This window comes from Pantoea sp. nfd-35 (assembly GCF_056892255.1).
The window spans coordinates 3,869,220-3,889,716 of record NZ_CP122403.1 but is presented as its reverse complement, the minus strand read 5'-3'; the positions used below and the strand labels follow the sequence as shown (position 1 = coordinate 3,889,716).

Below are 20,497 nucleotides of genomic sequence, written 5' to 3'. Positions count from 1 at the left end.
CCACCTCCGTAGGGGCAAGCCCCATCAACCCTTACCACTCAGTCAACCCAATCGCCTTCATCACCCGTTTTCTCATATGCACAGGCAGTGACGCCAGTTCCTCTATCGTTCTCACCCGCGTCCCGTTGATCACATCCCTGGGCTTAAAGCTGATGATGATCCGCCCCCAGGTCACTTTCACATCCAGTTGCACCCCAATGGGAAAACCGGCTTCTCTCAACCAACAGCCTTTCAGGGTAATAGCCGGAATGCGGCGGTAATCTGGAGTGCGGGTCACATAACCCACGGTCGCATAGCGCTGGGTGTAGTTTGGCTCTTTAGCTTCGTTGTGGCCTGAAATACAATCGAAAGCAGTCATGATGACTATTCCTCGTAAATAGTGATTGTGATCAGCGATGCGGATGTGGGGCAACACATTCGTATCGCGCTAAATGACCGGAACATTTAATCAGCCAGGCAAAAACGCAGCGAGAGTGAAAAAAGCAAACTGCGAAAGCGTACGCAGAAATTCCACGCAAATCTCAACGAAATCCATCAGTTTTCGTCGCAGATCTAAATTCTGATAATGGCGAAATGAAGGGTTAATACCCGACCATCTACGCCCTCTTATTCATTACCCGCTATTCTGTTGATCTTGCCTAAACCGCCTCCAGTGCCATCCTTCCGACGTACCCAGTGCCAACAGGCGACATCGACAGCCGTTGTTTGTCCTGACGACGAAAAATCAGCTTCAACACAGAGTAAAGACGCCGGCGCCTTTTCTTATTCCACGGAAATCGCTGGTGCTCTTTTCAGGCTTCCCATTGCCTTGGGTGGCTTCTAAATACTGGTCTCCTGGCAAATATCTCTCACTCTCGTCCAACCTGTTGCACCGCCTCGGAAAAAGTCTGTGCGCAAATTCACGTTTTTTCGCATTAATTTTCCACTCAGTTGGAAGAGAGGCGAGCTATGACGCACTTCAAACATTTCGCCCAGCCTGGCATTCACACTGATTCCACTAGCTCAGACTGGAGTCCATTATGTTGGAATCAAGCAAAGTCCCGGCGCTCACTAGGGCGATTGATATTCTTAATTTGATTGCGCGAAAAGGGCCATGCAGCGCGGCGACGATCATCGAAACGCTGGGGATCCCAAAAAGCACCGCGTATCTGCTGTTGAATGAGTTAAAGCGGCAGCGCTTTATTAGCGTCGATCATCAGGATAATTTTTGCCTGTGGACGAAACTGGTCGAGCTTTCTGAACACGCGCTCAGCAAAATGGATTTACGCGAACTGGCGCGCCCGCGTCTGACGCAGTTGATGGATGAGACCGGGTTACTGTGTCATCTGGGCATTATCGATCACGAAAGCGCTTACTACATCCTCAAAGTGGAGTCCTCGTCCACGATCAGTGTCCGCTCACACGAAGGCAAAAGACTCTCGCTTTATCGTTCTGGCATCGGCAAATGCCTGCTGGCCTGGCAACCTGCACCGGTAAGAAAAGCCATTATTGCGCAACTGGTATGGGAAAAAGCGACGCCAACGACCATTACCGATCCTCTGCAGTTAAGCGATGAGCTGGAACGCATCCGCCAGCGTGGATGGAGCTTTGACAACGGGGAAGATTACCCGGATGTACGCTGCATCGCTGCACCTGTTTTCAATGCCAGCAAGGAACCCGCCGCCGCTATCTCTGTGGTGGGTACCCGCCTGCAAATCAACGATGAGAACCGTGACTACCTGGCCGGGAAAGCCATTGCCTGTGCGAAGGAGATATCACGTCTTCTGGGTTGGAAAAGTCCATTCGATTCAATCGCATCTTAATCATAAATGGAGAGTGTTATGACCCTACCTAAAATTAAACATGTTCTTGCCTGGTTTATCGGTGGAGCTACAGCGGAAAAGGGCGCTGGCGGCGGTGACTACCACGATCAGGGTAAAAACCACTGGATCGACGATCACATTGCCACACCGATGAGCAAATATCGCGAGTATGAGCAGTCCCGCCAGTCTTTCGGTATTAACGTGCTGGGAACGCTGATAGTAGAAGTCGAGGCAGATAACGGCCAGATCGGTTTTGCCGTCTCCACGGCGGGAGAAATGGGCTGCTTTATTGTTGAAAAGCATCTCAACCGCTTTATCGAAGGAAAATGCGTCAGCGATATTAAGCTCATTCACGATCAAATGCTGGGTGCAACCCTGTACTACTCCGGTTCGGGTGGGCTGGTTATGAACACCATTTCCTGTGTGGATCTGGCTCTGTGGGATCTGTTCGGTAAGGTGGTCGGTTTGCCGGTTTACAAATTACTGGGTGGCGCGGTACGAGATGAGATCCAGTTTTATGCTACCGGTGCGCGTCCCGATCTGGCGAAAGAGATGGGCTTTATCGGCGGCAAGATGCCGACTCACTGGGGCCCGCACGACGGAGATGCCGGGATCCGCATAGATGCTGCCATGGTCGCAGACATGCGGGAGAAATGCGGCCCGGATTTCTGGCTGATGCTCGACTGCTGGATGAGTCAGGACGTGAACTACGCGACTAAACTGGCCCATGCCTGTGCGCCTTACAATCTCAAATGGATCGAAGAGTGCCTGCCGCCACAACAGTACGAAGGCTATCGCGAACTGAAACGTCATGCCCCGGCGGGAATGATGGTCACCAGCGGTGAGCATCACGGTACGCTGCAGTCTTTCCGCACCCTGTCGGAAACAGGCATCGATATTATGCAACCGGATGTGGGCTGGTGCGGTGGGCTAACCACGCTGACAGAAATTGCGGCCATCGCGAAATCGCGCGGGCAGCTGGTGGTGCCGCATGGATCCTCTGTTTATTCGCATCATGCCGTTATTACCTTCACCAACACGCCGTTTAGTGAGTTCCTGATGACCAGTCCTGACTGTTCATCAATGCGCCCACAGTTTGACCCGATCCTGTTGGATGAGCCCGTGCCGGTGAAAGGGCGCATTCATAAATCCGTACTGGATAAACCGGGATTTGGCGTCGAGCTTAACCGCGACTGTAACCTCCAACGCCCTTATAGCCACTAATCACCCGTGCGTTGCGCTTTGCGTGCAACGCCCTCATTTTATTGAGGAGTCTGCTATGAGTACCACTTTACTTGACGGCGTGGTGAAGAAAAACCGTGCCCGCTTAATCCCGTTCATGCTGACACTGTACGTGCTGGCGTTTCTTGACCGTTCTAATATCGGCTTCGCCAAAGAGACCTATCAGATCGATACCGGACTGAGCAATGAAGCCTATGCGCTGGGTGCCGGGATATTCTTTGTGGTTTACGCCTTTCTTGGCGTGCCTGCCAACCTGCTGATGCGCAAACTGGGGGCGAGAACCTGGATCGGCACCACGACGCTGTTATGGGGATTTCTCTCCGCCGCGATGGCGTGGGCAGATACAGAGGCGAAATTCCTGATTGTTCGCACGCTGCTGGGGGCGGCAGAAGCCGGTTTCTTTCCCGGTATGATCTACCTCACCTCTCAGTGGTTCCCGCAGCGCACCCGCGCCAGCATCATGGGGTTATTTTACATGGGCGCTCCCCTGGCGCTGACACTGGGCTCGCCGCTGTCCGGGGCGCTGCTGGAGATGCACGGCTTTATGGGGCATCCGGGATGGTTCTGGATGTTCGTTATCGAAGGCTTACTGGCGGTTGGGGCAGGTGTATTTACCTTCTTCTGGCTGGATGACTCGCCACAGCAGGCGCGGTTCCTGAATGCAGAAGAGAAGGCCGCGCTCATAAGCCAGCTGGCGAACGAAGAAGAGAAAAAGTCGACGTCGAAACTCACCGATGCCCTGCGCAACGGGCGCGTCTGGCAACTGGCGATCATTTATATGACGATTCAGGTCGCGGTTTATGGCCTTCTTTTCTTTCTGCCGACTCAGGTTGCCGCGCTGCTGGGCACCAAAGTGGGGTTCACTGCGTCGGTTGTCACCGCCATTCCATGGGTCGCTGCGCTCTTTGGCACCTGGCTAATCCCACGTTATTCCGACCGCACTGGCGATCGCCGTAACGTAGCAGCCCTGACGTTGCTGGCGGCAGGAATTGGCATCGGTCTTTCTGGCCTTGCCTCTCCGGTGCTGGCGATTCTGGCGCTTTGCGTCGCGGCAGTTGGTTTTATTGCCGTACAGCCTGTGTTCTGGACCATGCCAACGCAGTTACTTTCCGGCACGGCGCTGGCGGCGGGCATCGGTTTCGTAAACCTGTTCGGCGCGGTGGGCGGATTTATTGCGCCCATTCTGCGCGTGAAAGCCGAAACCCTGTTTGCCAGCGATGCAGCCGGTCTGCTGACGCTGGCCGGCATTGCCATCATCGGCTCATTCATTATTTTTACCCTGAGCGTGAACCGCATCCGGTCACAGCCGGATGCCGCGCATCAATAAGTTTATCCACGTAGTAAGGATCATTATGAACGCATTGCTAGCCAATCCTTTTAAGGAAGGATTGAAGAAAGAAGAAGTGCAAATCGGATTGTGGCTGAGTTCAACCACGTCTTACATGGCGGAAATTGCCGCGACCTCGGGTTACGACTGGCTGCTTATTGATGGTGAACATGCACCCAATACGGTGCAGGATCTCTATCATCAACTGCAGGCCATCGCCCCCTATGCCAGCCAGCCAGTGATCCGTCCTGTAGAGGGCACCAAGGCGCTGATTAAGCAGGTACTGGATATCGGGGCGAAGACGCTACTCATCCCAATGGTTGATACTGCTGAACAGGCGCGCCAGGTGGTCGCCGCCACGCGTTATCCGCCACTGGGCGAGCGTGGCGTTGGGGCAAGCGTTGCGCGCGCTGCGCGCTGGGGACGTATCGAAAACTACATGGCTCAGGCCAATGCCTCCCTTTGCCTGCTGGTGCAGGTGGAAAGCAAAACGGCACTGGAAAACCTCGATGCCATTCTGAACGTGGAGGGGATTGACGGCGTCTTTATCGGACCCGCGGATCTGTCAGCGTCGCTGGGCTATCCTGACAATGCCGGACATCCTGCGGTACAGCAGATCATTCAGGAGAGCATCCAGCGCATTCGTGCGGCCGGGAAAGCGGCGGGGTTCCTGGCCGTTGACCCGGAGATGGCGAAGAAATGCCTGCACTGGGGGGCAAATTTCGTTGCTGTTGGTGTCGACACCATGCTTTACACCGAAGCGCTGGATCGCCGGTTGGCGATGTTTAAAGCAAACGTGACCGAAAAAGTTGTTAAAAGCAGTTATTAAGGCGATGACGAATGGCGCTGGCTTATCTGACCTGCGTGCTGCGGCTTTGTGTGCGATTAAGCCGTATGACATGGTCCGATGAGCTCAGCGTCACCAAACCTCGCCCCCAAAATCCTCTCACATCCTGCGGTGAAAACAGTCGTGGCCCCTACAGGTTTTGCAGCAGCGTTGCCGGCATCAAGGCTGAAAAGCAGCACGGATTAACATTTCCAACTGCTTTTGCAAATTCCGAAAAGACGTTCTTATTTATGCTATTCCAGGTCGCGTGATTTTTGCTTTTAATCGTTCCGGCACTGGTCATAAAATGGACGATTAAAATGAAAATCAGAACGCTACCTCTTACCCTGGCCCTTACCGCTTCTCTGGTTGTTCCTTGCCCACTCTTTGCTGCCGAAGGATTAACGCCGTTACAGCCCGGCGCCACCACCGGTACCCATACAGGCGCGCTTCCGCCCGACGGGCTGTATCTGTCAATGACATCCACCTATGAAACCGGCGTTGTGCGAAACGGCAGCGGTGATACGGCGAAAATCGCCGGAGGGAAAAATAAGCTCTCCAACGTCGGGCTGGTAATGTCTGCCACATGGGTTCCTGGCTGGGAACTTTTCGGCGCGCGCTATGCGGCGATGGTGGTACAGCCCTATAAATTTATTCAGGTGAAAAATACAGGCCAGCACACTACTGACCACACCAATGGCCTGATGGGAACCAGCATTACGCCCCTCGCGCTTTCCTGGGATCTCCATAACAATTTCCACATCGGCGCCGGGTTAGCCATCTATTTACCGGATGGCAAAACGGCCTATACCCGCAATGCGGTAACCGGTCAAAAAGAGACCTCCGGCGATAATGTCGCCTGGGATTACTGGTCGTTTGAACCCAATATCGCCATCAGCTATCTGACCGATGACTGGGGCATTACGCTCAATAATATTTTTGACTTCAACACGAGAAACAGCGAAACCGACTACCGCTCCGGCAGTACCTGGTACATGGACGTTACCGCCACCCATCGCATCAGCAACAACCTCACGGCGGGGCTTATCGGCAACTGGACGAAGCAGGTGACTGACGACAAGGTAAACGGCAGAACGGTACAGGCCGTGGAGGGGATCTACTCCACCGGTAAGCGCGTCGAGCACATCAAAGCCGGTCCAATGATAAGTTATGACTTCAGCGGCGTAACTGTTACCAGCCGACTGTTGTTTAATTTGCATAGCGAAAACGATGCCGGAATGACCTTTTTCCATATCGGGATGTCGATGCCGCTTTAGCCGGGGTTACTCCCTCACGTCATCACCCGGCGTGATACCTCAGCGCGTCAGGAGCAGAAAGATAAAGTGCTTCCTGCTCCTGACGGCTCTCTTTGATAGCTATCACATCTTGTCTATTCCCGGCTTAAAAACCCCGTTCCGTTTGCTGACAATAGTTCCTCTCCCCCTCAGACAGGAGCGTTTATGCTCGCCGAAGAAGCCATCATGATGATCCCCGGCTGGAACGCCTTTCCTCCGGCGCTTCAGCAGGCTTTACTGCGCCAGTCGCGTATTCGTAGCGAAAAAGCCGGCAGCATCGTGTTTCATCAGGGCGCCGACGTTGAGGCGATAGCCTGGACGTTAAAAGGCCATCTGTTCGCGAATGTTCACCACGCTAACGGCAACCAGACGCTGCTCACCCACGTTCCGGTCGGCCGCATGATCCTGTTTGACTTCGTCTGGAAGCACACGCCGTTAGATCGTAACTTCATCGCCATGACCGATGTTGAATTACTGCTTCTTCCGCGCGCCTGCGCCACGCAGCTGCTGGCCCAGTTTGATGAATTCAAAATGCAGGTGGTTGATTCACTTACCGAGCGACTTCACGATCTGGATCGGGTGCTTTACACACATAAAGTGGCCTCCAGGGAAGCCTGTGTAGCGGCTTTTCTGGTGGATTGTGAAGAGGGACAAAGCGGCCCCTGTCGCGAACGCCACATTCCTTTCACGATGCAGTTCATGGCCGAATGCCTGCGCCTGTCACGTCCTTTTGTTGCCAAAACACTCAGACATTTCGCGCAGCGCCAGATGGTGGCGCTTCACTACGGCAATATCGAAGTGCTGGGTCTGGATGGGCTTAGGAAGGTTGCCAACCGAGAGATTGTGTAAATTGTGAACCGTGGCGCGCGGCAAATGTGAATGCTTTCCATTTGCTCATCAGGTTAGCTGCCAGGATAAATCCAGGCCAATCTGAAGCGAGAAACCGACTATGTACAGTGAAGACTATCGTAGCGAGGCGTCCGCCCCCGTCCTGCCGCAGGATGTCACCCTTTCAGATCCGCATATCATGACCAGAATGATGTTCTTCGTGAATCTGGTTACTACCGGTTCCATTTCATCGGCGGCAGAGCGAATGGGAATCTCCATTTCCTCTGGATCGCGCTGGCTGTCCGATCTGGAAAAAGAAATTGGCTGCCCGCTTTATCGGCGCAACAACAAAGCCATGCCGCTGACCGATGCAGGTGATTATCTGTATCGCAATTTCTGTTTAATCGGTGAGAAAGTCAGTCAGCTCAAAAATGAGCTGACGCATTTTTCCACCCAGCGTCGGGGAACGATTCGTATCTGCTGTACGCCGGTCTATGCCGAACAATATCTGATGCCCATCGTCGCTAACTATCTGGCCGGTAACCGTCAGGTGAATATCGCCGTTCATGTCTCAGCCTTCGGTATTCAGAACTGGAAAGATCACGATATCATCATCGGCGCCGTCAACGCCTATAGCCATCCCCAGGATCAGGAGCTTCCGCTGGTGAAGCGTAATCTGATCGCCGAGCCGTTCGTGACCGTCGCCTCACCGCAATACTTACTGATGAACGGCACGCCGCAGCATCCGTCGGAGCTGGTGCATCATCGCTGTCTGTTCGCCAGCTCGCTGACCGGCAGCAACGACTGGGCTTACGAGATCAATAACGAACGTCACTTTTTCAAAATTCCCAAATCGCTTGAGGTCTGTGACAGCACGCTGTTACGAAAATCGGTGCTTTCAGGAGCTGGCATTGCCTACCTGCCGGAGTATGTTGTCCAGCGTGATATTCGCAGTGAAAAACTCACCTGCCTTTTTAAAGAGATGCAAACATCGAAGTGGTTATTAAACCTCTATTATCCGGCCCGCAGCCAAATAACCGAATGCGTATCTTCTTTTAAACATTTTTTGATTGAACAACACACCGATACCTTTCAGAAAATGCGCGAGAAAAAATCCTGAAAAATCGCCGGTGCCTCTTTTCATATTTGCAAATGCACTTTTTATTTATAGTCTTCAAACCCAAAAAACCTGTTGTTAATCTGATCTTAGTAAGTTGGTTTTCTCGATAATAACATTGCCCCTCGAAAATGTTTTGCGCCGCATCGCCCCTTATTATTCAGAGCCAGTTGTTAAGGGGAGGGTTAAATTTATTAACTGGGTGAGAATTATGAAAAATACAAATAACATTGCCGACAAAACGGCAAACCATTCCAGCACCCGAAGTAACTTCGGCGGCTGGGGCTGGAGCATGGTCGGCTTCAGTATGCTGATGTATTACAACTTCGCCGCCTGGACCGCAGACGGCCTGAACGTTATCGTCCAGAGCTTTGTCGATCTTCACGGCTGGGATTTCGCCACGCTTCTCTCTTTCTCAACGCCCGCGGGCTGGATTGGCGTTATCGGTGCGCTGGTCATCGCCGAAATGATCAAGCGCAGAGGGGCAAAAATCGTCGCCATTTTTGGCCTGCTGGCGTTGGGATTAACGATGATCTGGTTTGGCCGTGTCACCTCTTACACCCAATATGCTATTGGTCTGGCGCTGATGAATTTGTTGGCCACCGGCTGCTGTTTCAACGTTCCCGCCACCCTGCTGAATAGCTGGTTTCCAAAGAAAAAAGGCCTGGCGCTGGGTTGGGCAACCATGGGGATGTCATTCTGTACCGCAACGCTTATTCCTATCATGTTCTTCCTCTTTGATCGTTTCGGCGTCCCCGGTGCTTATGCCGTCGTCGGAGGAACGTTAATTACCCTCGGTATCATCTCGATATTCTGGATCCGCAATACGCCGGAAGAGCTGGGTTTGTACCCCGATAACGAGCCGATTTCTCGCGAGCAGCAGGCGGCTAATCTGGCGGTGCAGACCGATTACCAAAGCCCCTTTACCTACCGCGTGCTGTTCCGCGACCGGGAAATGTGGTTGATTTCCGTCGGTTTCGGCCTGCTGTGGTTGGTGGATATCGGCGTTGTCAGTCAGCTGATCCCCCGGCTGATTTCAGTGGGTTATGCGAAAGAAACCGCCGTCTGGATGTTTACCTCCGCCGCGTTGATTTGCGCCGTGTTCAGCTACTTTTGGGGATGGGTGGATGTCAAAGTCGGTACCCGAAAAGCCAGCATCGCTTACGCCTTTTTCTTTGCTGTCACTCACGCCTGCCTGCTGGTTCGCGGTAGCGATTACTTTACCTATTTCACGCTATTAATGGTGGGGGCCAGTATCGCCGGTATCAAAGAGCTCTGCACATCGATGGTCGGCACCGTTTATGGCCGCTATGACTTCTCCGCCGCTAACCGTCTGGTTTCAACCATTGCGTGTTTATTCCGGGTCAGTTGTTTTGCGGTGGCGGCTATTAGCCTGAAATATACCGGCGATTACGACGCAGCTTATATTTCATTTATCGTGCTGGATATTATTGCCGCCGTATTAATTTTCATGATTAACGACAAATGCAAAGGCAAAACAGATTCCGTCGTAGCCGGATAACAATTTTACAGTTCCTCACCAGGGAAAACTGTTTTCGTTAACTATCGGTTTGCAAACAGTAACGTCACTTATTCAGGAAGTCATACCATGCTAAAAAAAGAAAATATTTCGCCGCAACGCGCAGCCGACATGGTGGAAGAGGGCATGACTATCATGATTGGCGGATTTATGGCGGTTGGGACGCCAGAAAAAATTATTGATGCGCTGGTGGAAAAAGGCGTGGGTAATTTAACGATTATCGCGAATGACACCGGGTTTATCGATCGGGGGATCGGCAAGCTGATCGTCAATAAGCAGGTTCGCAAGATCATCGCTTCCCATATTGGCCTGAACCCGGAAACCGGACGCCAGATGTCCAGCGGCGAGCTGGAAGCGGAGCTGGTCCCCCAGGGCACGCTGGTTGAGCGTATTCGCGCAGGCGGAGCCGGATTGGGCGGCGTACTGACCCGCACCGGGCTGGGCACGGTGGTGGAGGATGGCAAGCAGCAGGTCATCATTGACGGCCTGCCCTGGCTGCTGGAACGGCCGCTGCAGGCTGACATCGCCCTGATCCACTGCTCCGTTGCCGATACGGCCGGTAACGCAATGTTCAATAAAACCACCAAAAACTTTAACCCGGTGATGGCCACCGCCGCACGTCTGGTGATCGCCGAGTGCGAATCCATTGTGCCGATGAACTGTACCGCCGCCGACCGTTACAACACGCCCGGCATTTTTATCGACTACCTGGTTAAGGGGGAAGATCACCATGGATAAAAACGCCATGAGAGAACGCATTGCGCGCCGGGTCGCAAAAGAGCTTCACAAAGGGGACCTGGTGAATCTGGGGATTGGCCTGCCGACGCAGGTCGCCAACTACGTCGCCGACGATCTTGGCGTCATCTTCCAGTCTGAAAATGGCCTGGTGGGGCTCGGCCCCATGCCGGATAGCGACAGTATTGACGCCGATTTAACTAACGCTGGCGGTCAACCGGTCACCGCCGTACCCGGTGCTGCGTTCTTCGACAGCGCCCTGTCGTTCGCCATTATACGCGGTGGTCACGTCGATGTGACCGTTCTGGGGGCGCTGGAGGTCGATCAGGAGGGCAATCTCGCCAACTGGATCATCCCCGGCAAAATGGTTCCCGGAATGGGGGGCGCTATGGACCTGGTGAACGGTGCCCGCCGCGTCATCATCGCCATGGAACATTGCGATAAAAGAGGCCAGTCAAAAATTTTGCCTCGCTGCCAGCTTCCGCTGACCGCCGTCGGCCAGGTCAATATGATCGTGACGGAAAAAGCGGTCATTGAAGTCAATAACGGCCTGGTTTTGCGCGAAATCGCTGCCGATACCAGCGTGGAGGAAGTGGTTGCGCAAACCGCCGCACCGCTACGCATCTCTGAAACATTAACCCAGTTTTCCTAAAAGGACACCATCAATGAAAGTGATACCGATTAGTGAAGCCAGCCCTTACAACCCACCACTGCATCACGCCATGGTGGCGCTGAAGTTGTGCGACGCTGCGCTCTGTGAGGCAAAACAATTCTGGTGTGGACTTTCACACTTCTTACCCGGCGGCGGTGCCGAGTGGGCCTATGACGACTCGCCCACGGAGAAGCTCTACGTCGTGCTGGAGGGAGCCATCACCATCCGAACCAAAGAAGAAACGCGTGTTGTCAGCAAAGGGGAAGCCGTTTTCCTCGCGCCGTTTGAGGGGCGTGAAGTGGTTAACCACACCAATTATCCGACCAGTATGCTGGTCATCGCCAGCAATACGTAACCTGTAAGGGATCATTATGGACACAACATGGGATAACAAAGTCAAAGCGCTGTTCAACCTTGAAGGCAAAGTTGCGGTTATCACCGGCGGTGCAGGCGCGCTCGGTGAAGGTGTCGCCCGCGGCCTGGCGAACTACGGCGTTAAAGTCGCGGTAACCGGCCGTACCATCGCCACCCTGGAAAAAACCGTTCAGCAGGTGCAGGAAGCGGGCGGCGAGGCCCTCGCTATCGCTGGCGACATGACCGACGAAGTGGCGGTTAAAGCCCTGGCCGATCAAGTGGTCGCAGTCTGGGGAAAAGTCGACTTTCTGATCAATATTGCCGGCATTGCTATCCGGCATCCAGCGGAGGCCTTTGACGTTAATGATTTCCGCAAAGTAATGGACGTCAACATCACTGGTACCTTTATTCCCTGCAAAGTATTTGGCCAACTGTTTATCCAGCAGGGATTCGGGAAAATCGTCAATACCTCATCGGTGCGCGCCTTTGCCGGACACCCCGGCGGCTACGCGGCTTACGGCACATCAAAAGGGGCAATCAATCTGTTAACCAAACAGCTGGCTACCGAATGGGCGAAATACAGCATCAACGTTAACGCCGTCGCACCGACCATTTTCTGGACGCCGCTGACCCAGGAAGTACTGGAAGACGAAAAGCTGAAAAAGATCTTCCTCGATCGCATCCCGATGGGCCGGGCTGCCGTTGTGGAAGATATGGTCGGCACTGTCGTATACCTCTGCTCACCTGCCGCAAATTTTATCACCGGCCAGGTCATTTACATCGACGGCGGCTGTACGGCGGGCTAAGGAGAGGGTGATGAACAATCCGGTCACACGCATCACGGTTCTCGGCGGCGGCCTGATGGGCAGCGGTATCGCGCAGATCTTTGCCGCCCGCGGTGTGGAAGTCACGATTTATGATATCGACGCGGGTGCCTGGACCGCACCGGACACCATTCGCAGCAATCTGCAGCGTATGCAGGCGGACGAGGCCACCATCGAAGAAGTTGTCAGCCGCGTCGTTTTTTGCGACCGGCTGGCGGAGAGCGTTAAGGGGGCGCAAATCGTCTTTGAATGCGTACCTGAACAGCTGGCCCTTAAGCAGCGGCTGTTTTGCGAGCTGGACGCGCTTTGTCCACCAGAAACTATTCTCGCCTCCAATACGTCGGTCATCAGCATCAGCGAGATCGCCCGCGATGTGACCCACAAACAGCGCGTACTGGGCACCCATTTCTGGAATCCGGCCTTTCTGATCCCGCTGGTGGAGGTTATTCGCACGCGCTGGACCGACGATGTGCTATTCGAACGCACGTTCGACATCCTCGCCTGGGTTGGGAAACGCCCGGTACGGGTCAACAAAGATGTGCCAGGTTTCCTGGTAAACCGCCTCCAGCACGCCCTGTGGCGCGAAGCGATTTACCTTGTGGAGCAGGGCATCGCTGACGCGCGCACCGTGGACGAAGGCATCCGCTACGGCTTTGGTATCCGGCTGCCGACCCTCGGCCCGCTGGAAAACGCCGATATGGTGGGGACGGACCTGACCCTGGCGATTCATGAATATATTTTCCCGCATCTGAATAACGCGACAACTCCCTCGCCGCTGCTGCGCCAGCTGGTGAGCGAAGGCAAGCTGGGCTTCAAATCCGGTAGCGGATTTCAGACCTGGAACGACGCATCAATTAACGAAAGCCGTGAGCGCCTCCTGAACTATCTGCAGCGCGTCACTCAGCAATCTGAGGAGTAACACTATGGGTAAGAAAGTTTTTGTCGATTTAACGCATCCATTTAGCGCCGACACTCCGCGCTGGCCCTACTTCGATAAGCCGCTGATCGACAGCGCGCATACCATGGCAAAAGGCGGCGTGTTAACCCAGCGTATTTCCTGCACCATGCACACCGGCACCCACTGCGATGCCCCGCGTCATGTGATGGAAACAGAGTTCGACGGTAAAAGAGCGCGCTATACGCATGAAATGCCGGTCGATGCTTATACCGGCGAGGCGATATGCCTGGAAATTAACGTCGGACGCTGGGAATTAATTCAGCCACATCATCTGGAAGATGCCTGTCTCCGTGCGAATATCAAACCGGAAGCGTTAGCCGGAATGGTGGTATGCTTGAATACCGGGATGCACCGTAAATTTGATGACTCAAAAGAGTATTATCACTACTCCTGCGGGACTGGCGTGGAAGCCGGAAAATGGTTTGTCAAAAATAAAGTTAAATGCGTCGCCATGGATATGCAGGCATTAGATCACCCGCTACATACTGCGATGGGGAATAACGGTGCCACACGTATGAATTTACTCGGCGCATCCGGACGCCCACTGACCGAAGAATATATTCAACAGTTCGGTGAAGAAGCCTATGCCGAATTTGATAAAGAGCTGTATATCAAACTTCACGGCCAGGCCGCCTATGATGAAAAGTTCGGCGATCTGGAGGCTATTGGCTGCTGGGGCACCTGGGAACCCTGCCATAAGCAGATGCTCGGCCACGGTATTGTCGGCGTTGAAAACCTCGGCGGCAATCTGGATAAAGTTTCCGGCAAGCGTTTTCGTTTCTTCTGTTTCCCGCTGCGCTGGTATTTAGGCGATGGCTCGATGGTGCGCTGCGTGGCGGAAATTGATGAAGATGATATGAATAATGTGCCGGAAAGAACCTATAGCTACGGAGGTTGCATTTAATAAAATTCCTCCTTAATTAATTTTTAATAAGTAACGTAGCTGACTCATTTGCTATTTAGCGAAAGGTAATCTGTGCCCGAAATAATAGTTTAATTCATTCCGGGCGCATAACACTTTTACGCCATAATAATCTTATAGCGATATTTTTACATTATTAAATATCAATGCCGCTCTGCATCGGAGGAGCAACCACATGAGTACAAAAGATGTTGTCATTGTCAGCGCCGCCCGTACGCCCATCGGCTGCTTTGGCGGCGCGCTCAAGGATCTCTCAGCTATCCAGCTTGGTGAATATGCAATCACCGCCGCTATCGCCCGTGCCGCTATCAAACCGGACGATGTTGACGAAGTCATCATGGGCAACGTACTGGGGGCCGGGCTGGGTCAGAACGTCGCTCGTCAGGTCGCTATCGCCGCCGGGATCCCGGTAGAAAAAAGCGCCTTTAACGTCAGCAAAGTATGCGGTTCCGGGCTCAAGGCGACCATTCTCGGTGCGCAGGCCATCGCGCTGGGCGATGCGGACATCGTGGTGGCCGGCGGGACGGAAAGCATGAGCAACGCCATGTACTTATCCGCCGCGGCCCGCTGGGGAAAGCGCATGGGCGACAGCGCGCTGATTGACAGCCTGATTAGCGACGGTCTGACCGACGCTTTCTCCGGCGAGCATATGGGGATCACCGCTGAAAACCTGGCACAAAAATATCAGCTCACCCGGGAAGCGCTGGACGCCTATGCGGCGGAAAGCCAGCAGCGCACTGAATGGGCGCAGAAAAACGGTCGTTTCGACAATGAAATTGTGCCGATAAAAATCGTCACGCGTAAAGAAGAGCGTTACGTCAAAGCCGATGAATTCCCCCGCCACGGCACCACGCGTGAAACCCTCGCCCGGCTACGTCCCGCTTTCCGGCCTGACGGTGTGGTCACAGCAGGGAACGCTTCTGGCATTAATGACGGCGCCGCCGCGCTAGTACTGATGAGCCGTGAAAAAGCCGCCGCCCTCCAGCTTCAGCCGCTGGCAACGATCCGCGCCTGGGGCAGCGGCGGCGTCGATCCCAACATTATGGGCTACGGTCCAGTACCCGCAACGCGCAGGGCCCTATCCCGCGCGGGTTTACAGGTGAGTGACCTCGACGTCATCGAGGCCAACGAGGCTTTCGCCTCCCAGTGCCTGAGCGTCATGAAAGGGCTGGGGTTGGACCCACAAAAAACCAACGTCAACGGCGGCGCAATTGCCCTCGGTCACCCGATCGGCGCTTCCGGCGCACGCATTCTGGTCTCGCTGGTTCATGAAATGCAGCGTCGCCACGCTCGTTACGGTCTCGCTACGCTGTGCATTGGCGGCGGCATGGGATTAGCCATGGTGGTTGAAAAAGAATAAGGATCAAGGAGTTAATTATGTCCGTAGAAAACCGCGTTATCCTGACCGTCGCCTGTACCGGGGCCTGGCCGCAGAAAAGCGATACCCCGTATATTCCGCTTACCCCGAAGGACCAGGCTGATGAAATTGTCCGCTGCTGCGAGGCTGGAGCCTCCATTGCCCACATTCATGTGCGTGATGAGGAAAGTCAGGCGTCGATGGATTTCGATCAATTCGCCGAGACCGTGCGCCTGGTAAGGGCGCGCTGCGATATCGTCATTAATCTGACGACCTCCGGCGGACTTGGACTAAGTGACGACATTCGCATGAAGCCATTCCAGTTATTGCGGCCCGAAATGGCCTCTTTCGATGCCGGAACCATGAACTGGGCCCACTCAACCATATTCGAAAATAGCCCGCGCTTTCTGGAGAAACTCGCCGTCAGCATGAACGAGTGCCAGGTGAAGCCGGAGTTTGAAATCTTCGACGCCGGGATGATTTACAACGTCCTGTACTACATGAAGAAAGGACTGATCGAGGGGAATCCACACTTTCAGTTTGTCCTCGGTGCGCCGGGTGGAATGACGGCGGAAGTGCGTAACCTGATGTTCTTGCTCGATACCTGCAAACAGCATCTGGGCGATAATTTCACCTGGTCGGCTCTGGGCATTGGTCGCGGTCATCTGCCGGTTGTTCTCGCCGCGCTGGCGCTGGGGGGCAACGTTCGGGTTGGCATGGAAGACAACATTCTCTATCGCAAAGGTGAACTGGCGCAGTCCAATACCTGGTTCGTTGAGCGCGTTAAGCGGCTGGCTGCAGAAGTGGATAAAACCATCGCCACGCCGGATGAAACCCGCGCCATGCTTGGCCTGATACGCCAGCAGCCGGTTAGCGCCTGATTGCGATCCTGCTTACCAAAGGCCGATCGCCTCTCTTGACGTGCAGGCGATCGCTTTCGATCTCTATCTAAACGAGAACCCTTATATGAACATTTCGATTCCCCAGGAACAGCTGGCGGGTGAGACGCGGGTCGCCGCCACGCCCGCTACCGTTGAACAGCTGCTGAAGCTGGGCTTTACGGTCTCCATCGCCCACGGCGCGGGTGCAGCGGCAAATATTACTGATGATGCATGGCAGACCGCAGGTGCAACGCTTTGTTCGCAGGATGAGGTCTGGCAGAGCGATGTTATCCTGAAAGTGAATGCGCCTCTTGAGGATGAAATTCCTCTTTTGCAGCCGGGCAGCACGTTAATCAGCTTCATCTGGCCTGCACAGAACCCCGAGCTAATGACGAAACTCGCCGCCCGCGGCGTGACGGTCATGGCAATGGATGCTGTGCCGCGCATTTCTCGCGCCCAGTCGCTGGACGCCTTAAGCTCAATGGCTAATATCGCCGGATACAGGGCGGTGGTGGAAGCCGCCCACCATTTTGGTCGTTTCTTTACCGGACAGATCACCGCGGCCGGTAAAGTTCCCCCGGCGAAAGTGCTGGTGATTGGCGCAGGTGTTGCCGGGCTGGCGGCAATTGGCGCTGCCAGCAGCCTCGGCGCCATCGTGCGCGCCTTCGACACCCGCCCGGAAGTCAAAGAGCAGATCCAAAGCATGGGCGCGGAGTTTCTGGAACTCAATGTTGATGAACAGAGCGGCAGCGGAGATGGCTATGCCCGCCAGATGTCTGCCGAGTTTATTGAGGCGGAAATGGCGCTGTTCGCCGCTCAGGCCAGAGAAGTCGATATTATTATCACTACCGCGCTCATTCCCGGGAAGCCTGCGCCGCGGCTCATTACCCGCGAGATGGTCGCCAGCATGAAACCCGGCAGCGTTATCGTCGACCTGGCGGCCCAGACCGGCGGCAACTGTGAGCTGACGGTACAGGGCAAATGCATCACCAGCGATGATGGCGTAAAGATCATCGGCTATACCGACCTGCCAGCCCGGCTGGCGGCCCAGTCATCCCAGCTTTACGGCACCAATCTGGTCAATCTGCTGAAGCTTTTGTGTAAAGAAAAAGACGGCAATATCGTCATCGATTTTGATGATGTCGTTATCCGTGGCGTTACCGTGGTTCGCGAGGGTGAAATCACCTGGCCCGCGCCGCCGATTCAGGTTTCGGCCCAGCCGCAGCAGCCTAAGCCCGTACCAACCGAGCAGGTGAAAAGCGCGCCCGCTTCACCGTGGCGTCCATACCTTTTTCTGGCGCTGGTTATTGTGCTCTTTGGCTGGCTTGCGCATTGCGCACCGGCGGACTTTCTTGCCCATTTTACCGTCTTCGCTCTCTCCTGCGTGGTGGGCTATTACGTGGTGTGGAACGTCAATCACGCCCTGCACACGCCGTTGATGTCGGTCACCAATGCGGTTTCAGGGATCATCATTGTCGGTGCGGTCCTGCAAATCAGCCAGGGAGGCTGGATCTTTGCCCTGGCGATCGTCGCCGTTTTTATCGCCAGTATTAATATTTTCGGCGGTTTTTACGTCACCCGCCGCATGCTGAAAATGTTCCGCAGAAACTAAGGAGTCGTTATGTCTGAAGGTCTTGTTACTGCGGCTTACATTATTGCCGCGCTGTTGTTTATTTTTAGCCTGGCTGGCTTATCGAAGCACGAAACGTCGCGAGCAGGGATCGTTTTCGGCATCGCCGGGATGACGATTGCGCTGGCGGCGACCATCCTCGGCCCCCAGGCGGCCAATCTTGCATGGATACTGGTCGCGATGATGGCTGGCGGCGGCATCGGTATCTTTCTCGCGCAGCGGGTTGAAATGACCGAAATGCCGGAGCTGGTGGCGATTCTGCACAGCTTTGTCGGCCTGGCTGCGGTACTGGTTGGGATCAATAGCTACCTTGGCCACGCGCCGCTCGACGATACGGCCATGACGGCTATCCACCTTGTAGAGGTCTTTCTGGGGATCTTCATCGGAGCCATCACCTTTACCGGTTCAGTGGTGGCGTTCGGTAAGCTACGCGGAATTTTCGCATCAAAACCGCTGATGTTGCCTGGCCGCCACGTTATGAACCTTGCGGCTCTGCTGGCTTCATTGGCCTTAATGATGGTATTCGTGCGCAGCGATAGCCTGTTGTGGCAGAGTCTGGCATTAAGTGTGATGACGCTAATTGCGCTGGCGTTTGGCTGGCATCTTGTTGCTTCAATCGGCGGTGCAGATATGCCGGTGGTGGTCTCAATGCTCAACTCCTATTCCGGCTGGGCAGCGGCGGCGGCAGGTTTTATGCTCAGTAACGACCTGCTAATCGTGACCGGCGCGCTGGTTGGCTCTTCCGGGGCCATCCTTTCTTATATTATGTGTAAGGCCATGAATCGCGCGTTTATCAGCGTCATCGCCGGCGGCTTTGGCAGCGAGGGTACGGCATCTGACGCCAGCGCCCCGCAGGGCGAACATCGCGAATGCAGCGCTGCGGAGGTAGCGGAAGCGCTGAAATACGCCCGTTCAGTCATTATTACTCCCGGCTACGGCCTGGCGGTAGCCCAGGCGCAGTATCCGGTACAGGAATTGACCAGCCGGCTGATTGCGCTAGGCGTACAGGTACGATTCGGTATCCATCCAGTAGCCGGGCGTTTACCGGGACATATGAACGTGCTGCTGGCGGAAGCAAAAGTCTCCTACGATATCGTGCTGGAGATGGAAGAGATTAATGACGACTTCAGTGATACCGACGTGGTGCTTGTCATCGGCGCCAACGACACCGTCAACCCGGCGGCGCAGGAAGATCCCGGCAGCCCCATCGCGGGTATGCCGGTACTGGAGGTATGGAAAGCACAGCAGGTGGTGGTGTTCAAACGTTCGATGAATACGGGTTACGCAGGGGTACAGAACCCGCTGTTCTTCAAAGAAAACACCGCCATGCTGTTTGGTGATGCAAAAGCGAGCGTAGAGGCGATACTTGCTCAGCTCTAATTAATTGATTAGCCGTACTGGATGCATTGCAGAGGGTGATGGAAAAGTCCATCGCCTCCTGAATTTTGTTCGAATCAGAATCAGGGGATGACATTGAGTCTCAACACTGTACGTCCGGCGCAGACAGTGATCTGACGCCTCGTAAAAAATCGTAAAAATAAGAATCTCATCGCGCAGTAATAAACGTCAATGTGGCAGCCGTTCAATATAATAACGGATAGGGTGGGCTTCTGCTTTTCAGATTATGAGCTGAGAGCGCCGAGATTAAATTAAGCCTAATAAAAAATAGCGCGTGAATTGTTTTAGTGACCTGCTCTCGGTATGTGATCTATTCATGATCAGGAATAACCGGCTTCGTTCTGGCTGCATATTCTGACAACCGGCAGATTTTTCAGCAAATTCGGAAGGCGTCATCCAGCTCAGTGCAGAATGGGGGACGCGGATGATCGTGTACGCGCCAGGCCTTGATTTTGCTCCGCGCATCCTTCAGAGACATGAACCCGTACTCGTTCAGTCATTCCTGCCGCAAACTGCCGTCGAAGGACTCAACCGTAATTTCTTACGCCAGGCGTAAAAGGTAGAATCGAAAATACCCAGCCTGCGGCAGACATCCGGCACGGACTTAGCCGGTTCGGCCTGCTTTAGGGCAAAGGCAATCTGTTCTTCGGTATAACGGGTCTTTTTCATGGCGATGTGCCCCTTTTTGAGATGGAAGAAAGACCGGAGACTTCAGTTTATTCTGGTACTTTTTTCAGGGGGGAGGTCATTTGAGCGCTATCCTCAAAGCACGTGCCCGCGAACAAAAAGCTACGTTCAAGTCAAAAAAA

20 protein-coding genes and 1 pseudogene are annotated in these 20,497 nt (G+C 54.3%); 19 read left to right on the top strand and 2 right to left on the bottom strand.

Annotation, left to right across the window (positions count from 1 at the left end; all coding sequences use genetic code 11):
* Window positions 1-31: 31 nt before the first annotated feature.
* Window positions 32-358 (bottom strand): SymE family type I addiction module toxin, encoded by a 327-nt coding sequence (locus tag P9J57_RS18070; protein ID WP_064373129.1) that lies wholly within the window; start codon window positions 356-358, stop codon window positions 32-34.
* Between the two features lie 661 nt (window positions 359-1,019).
* Here P9J57_RS18070 and P9J57_RS18065 point away from each other — a divergent pair.
* The 19 genes from P9J57_RS18065 to pntB all read left to right on the top strand — a co-directional run bounded on the left by P9J57_RS18065 (window position 1,020) and on the right by pntB (window position 19,670).
* Window positions 1,020-1,802: an IclR family transcriptional regulator gene (locus tag P9J57_RS18065; protein WP_024472358.1), complete on the top strand. Its 783-nt coding sequence runs from the start codon at window positions 1,020-1,022 to the stop codon at window positions 1,800-1,802.
* An 18-nt stretch (window positions 1,803-1,820) separates the two neighbouring features.
* Window positions 1,821-3,026: an L-rhamnonate dehydratase gene (gene rhmD, locus P9J57_RS18060; protein WP_483279327.1), complete on the top strand. Its 1,206-nt coding sequence runs from the start codon at window positions 1,821-1,823 to the stop codon at window positions 3,024-3,026.
* A 55-nt stretch (window positions 3,027-3,081) separates the two neighbouring features.
* Window positions 3,082-4,371, top strand: coding sequence for an MFS transporter (locus P9J57_RS18055; protein ID WP_483279326.1), 1,290 nt, complete (start codon window positions 3,082-3,084; stop codon window positions 4,369-4,371).
* Window positions 4,372-4,396: 25 nt separating this feature from the next.
* A complete protein-coding gene (yfaU, locus tag P9J57_RS18050; RefSeq protein WP_483279325.1) occupies window positions 4,397-5,200 on the top strand; it encodes a 2-keto-3-deoxy-L-rhamnonate aldolase in 804 nt (267 codons plus the stop codon).
* Window positions 5,201-5,211: 11 nt separating this feature from the next.
* A complete protein-coding gene (locus P9J57_RS18045) occupies window positions 5,212-5,469 on the top strand; it encodes a hypothetical protein (protein WP_483279324.1) in 258 nt (85 codons plus the stop codon).
* Between the two features lie 48 nt (window positions 5,470-5,517).
* Window positions 5,518-6,474: a SphA family protein gene (locus P9J57_RS18040; RefSeq protein ID WP_024472353.1), complete on the top strand. Its 957-nt coding sequence runs from the start codon at window positions 5,518-5,520 to the stop codon at window positions 6,472-6,474.
* Window positions 6,475-6,657: 183 nt separating this feature from the next.
* Window positions 6,658-7,341, top strand: a complete 684-nt coding sequence (locus tag P9J57_RS18035; protein WP_483279323.1) for a Crp/Fnr family transcriptional regulator — start codon at window positions 6,658-6,660, stop codon at window positions 7,339-7,341.
* Between the two features lie 100 nt (window positions 7,342-7,441).
* The gene (locus tag P9J57_RS18030) at window positions 7,442-8,440 is read left to right on the top strand and encodes a LysR family transcriptional regulator (RefSeq protein WP_105080460.1); all 999 of its coding nucleotides are present in this window, start codon (window positions 7,442-7,444) and stop codon (window positions 8,438-8,440) included.
* A gap of 208 nt (window positions 8,441-8,648) precedes the next feature.
* Window positions 8,649-9,959: an MFS transporter gene (locus tag P9J57_RS18025; protein ID WP_483279322.1), complete on the top strand. Its 1,311-nt coding sequence runs from the start codon at window positions 8,649-8,651 to the stop codon at window positions 9,957-9,959.
* Window positions 9,960-10,046: 87 nt separating this feature from the next.
* On the top strand, window positions 10,047-10,715 hold the full coding sequence (locus P9J57_RS18020; protein ID WP_064373136.1) for a 3-oxoacid CoA-transferase subunit A: 669 nt from the start codon (window positions 10,047-10,049) through the stop codon (window positions 10,713-10,715).
* Window positions 10,708-11,364, top strand: a complete 657-nt coding sequence (locus P9J57_RS18015; protein ID WP_210476156.1) for a 3-oxoacid CoA-transferase subunit B — start codon at window positions 10,708-10,710, stop codon at window positions 11,362-11,364. Before P9J57_RS18020 ends, P9J57_RS18015 begins: the two co-directional genes overlap by 8 nt.
* Window positions 11,365-11,377: 13 nt before the next feature.
* Window positions 11,378-11,719, top strand: a complete 342-nt coding sequence (locus P9J57_RS18010) for a cupin domain-containing protein (RefSeq protein ID WP_064373138.1) — start codon at window positions 11,378-11,380, stop codon at window positions 11,717-11,719.
* A gap of 16 nt (window positions 11,720-11,735) precedes the next feature.
* Complete coding sequence (locus P9J57_RS18005; RefSeq protein WP_024472346.1) at window positions 11,736-12,524, top strand: SDR family NAD(P)-dependent oxidoreductase; 789 nt, start codon at window positions 11,736-11,738, stop codon at window positions 12,522-12,524.
* A 10-nt stretch (window positions 12,525-12,534) separates the two neighbouring features.
* A complete protein-coding gene (locus P9J57_RS18000; protein WP_105078966.1) occupies window positions 12,535-13,461 on the top strand; it encodes a 3-hydroxyacyl-CoA dehydrogenase family protein in 927 nt (308 codons plus the stop codon).
* A 4-nt stretch (window positions 13,462-13,465) separates the two neighbouring features.
* Window positions 13,466-14,404 (top strand): cyclase family protein, encoded by a 939-nt coding sequence (locus tag P9J57_RS17995; protein ID WP_024472344.1) that lies wholly within the window; start codon window positions 13,466-13,468, stop codon window positions 14,402-14,404.
* Window positions 14,405-14,597: 193 nt separating this feature from the next.
* Window positions 14,598-15,782, top strand: coding sequence for an acetyl-CoA C-acetyltransferase (locus tag P9J57_RS17990; protein WP_024472343.1), 1,185 nt, complete (start codon window positions 14,598-14,600; stop codon window positions 15,780-15,782).
* Window positions 15,783-15,799: 17 nt separating this feature from the next.
* Window positions 15,800-16,660 (top strand): beta-keto acid cleavage family enzyme, encoded by an 861-nt coding sequence (locus tag P9J57_RS17985; RefSeq protein ID WP_174261189.1) that lies wholly within the window; start codon window positions 15,800-15,802, stop codon window positions 16,658-16,660.
* Window positions 16,661-16,745: 85 nt separating this feature from the next.
* Complete coding sequence (gene pntA / locus P9J57_RS17980; protein ID WP_105078967.1) at window positions 16,746-18,272, top strand: Re/Si-specific NAD(P)(+) transhydrogenase subunit alpha; 1,527 nt, start codon at window positions 16,746-16,748, stop codon at window positions 18,270-18,272.
* Window positions 18,273-18,281: 9 nt separating this feature from the next.
* On the top strand, window positions 18,282-19,670 hold the full coding sequence (gene pntB / locus P9J57_RS17975; RefSeq protein ID WP_089517633.1) for a Re/Si-specific NAD(P)(+) transhydrogenase subunit beta: 1,389 nt from the start codon (window positions 18,282-18,284) through the stop codon (window positions 19,668-19,670).
* A 555-nt stretch (window positions 19,671-20,225) separates the two neighbouring features.
* Here the strand turns inward: pntB and P9J57_RS17970 are convergent.
* Window positions 20,226-20,357 (bottom strand): annotated as a pseudogene (locus P9J57_RS17970) (transposase); the annotation flags it as partial.
* Window positions 20,358-20,497: the final 140 nt, after the last annotated feature.

What these genes read in the sequence shown, in the direction of transcription:
- pntA (WP_105078967.1), top strand. Translation starts at nt 16,746, where the DNA reads ATGAACATTTCGATTCCCCAGGAACAGCTGGCGGGTGAGACGCGGGTC.
- P9J57_RS17990 (WP_024472343.1), top strand. Translation starts at nt 14,598, where the DNA reads ATGAGTACAAAAGATGTTGTCATTGTCAGCGCCGCCCGTACGCCCATC.
- P9J57_RS17995 (WP_024472344.1), top strand. Translation starts at nt 13,466, where the DNA reads ATGGGTAAGAAAGTTTTTGTCGATTTAACGCATCCATTTAGCGCCGAC.
- P9J57_RS18015 (WP_210476156.1), top strand. Translation starts at nt 10,708, where the DNA reads ATGGATAAAAACGCCATGAGAGAACGCATTGCGCGCCGGGTCGCAAAA.
- P9J57_RS17985 (WP_174261189.1), top strand. Translation starts at nt 15,800, where the DNA reads ATGTCCGTAGAAAACCGCGTTATCCTGACCGTCGCCTGTACCGGGGCC.
- rhmD (WP_483279327.1), top strand. Translation starts at nt 1,821, where the DNA reads ATGACCCTACCTAAAATTAAACATGTTCTTGCCTGGTTTATCGGTGGA.
- P9J57_RS18000 (WP_105078966.1), top strand. Translation starts at nt 12,535, where the DNA reads ATGAACAATCCGGTCACACGCATCACGGTTCTCGGCGGCGGCCTGATG.
- P9J57_RS18025 (WP_483279322.1), top strand. Translation starts at nt 8,649, where the DNA reads ATGAAAAATACAAATAACATTGCCGACAAAACGGCAAACCATTCCAGC.
- P9J57_RS18035 (WP_483279323.1), top strand. Translation starts at nt 6,658, where the DNA reads ATGCTCGCCGAAGAAGCCATCATGATGATCCCCGGCTGGAACGCCTTT.
- pntB (WP_089517633.1), top strand. Translation starts at nt 18,282, where the DNA reads ATGTCTGAAGGTCTTGTTACTGCGGCTTACATTATTGCCGCGCTGTTG.
- yfaU (WP_483279325.1), top strand. Translation starts at nt 4,397, where the DNA reads ATGAACGCATTGCTAGCCAATCCTTTTAAGGAAGGATTGAAGAAAGAA.
- P9J57_RS18055 (WP_483279326.1), top strand. Translation starts at nt 3,082, where the DNA reads ATGAGTACCACTTTACTTGACGGCGTGGTGAAGAAAAACCGTGCCCGC.
- P9J57_RS18070 (WP_064373129.1), bottom strand. Translation starts at nt 358, where the DNA reads ATGACTGCTTTCGATTGTATTTCAGGCCACAACGAAGCTAAAGAGCCA.
- P9J57_RS18045 (WP_483279324.1), top strand. Translation starts at nt 5,212, where the DNA reads ATGGCGCTGGCTTATCTGACCTGCGTGCTGCGGCTTTGTGTGCGATTA.
- P9J57_RS18040 (WP_024472353.1), top strand. Translation starts at nt 5,518, where the DNA reads ATGAAAATCAGAACGCTACCTCTTACCCTGGCCCTTACCGCTTCTCTG.
- P9J57_RS18010 (WP_064373138.1), top strand. Translation starts at nt 11,378, where the DNA reads ATGAAAGTGATACCGATTAGTGAAGCCAGCCCTTACAACCCACCACTG.
- P9J57_RS18020 (WP_064373136.1), top strand. Translation starts at nt 10,047, where the DNA reads ATGCTAAAAAAAGAAAATATTTCGCCGCAACGCGCAGCCGACATGGTG.
- P9J57_RS18065 (WP_024472358.1), top strand. Translation starts at nt 1,020, where the DNA reads ATGTTGGAATCAAGCAAAGTCCCGGCGCTCACTAGGGCGATTGATATT.
- P9J57_RS18005 (WP_024472346.1), top strand. Translation starts at nt 11,736, where the DNA reads ATGGACACAACATGGGATAACAAAGTCAAAGCGCTGTTCAACCTTGAA.
- P9J57_RS18030 (WP_105080460.1), top strand. Translation starts at nt 7,442, where the DNA reads ATGTACAGTGAAGACTATCGTAGCGAGGCGTCCGCCCCCGTCCTGCCG.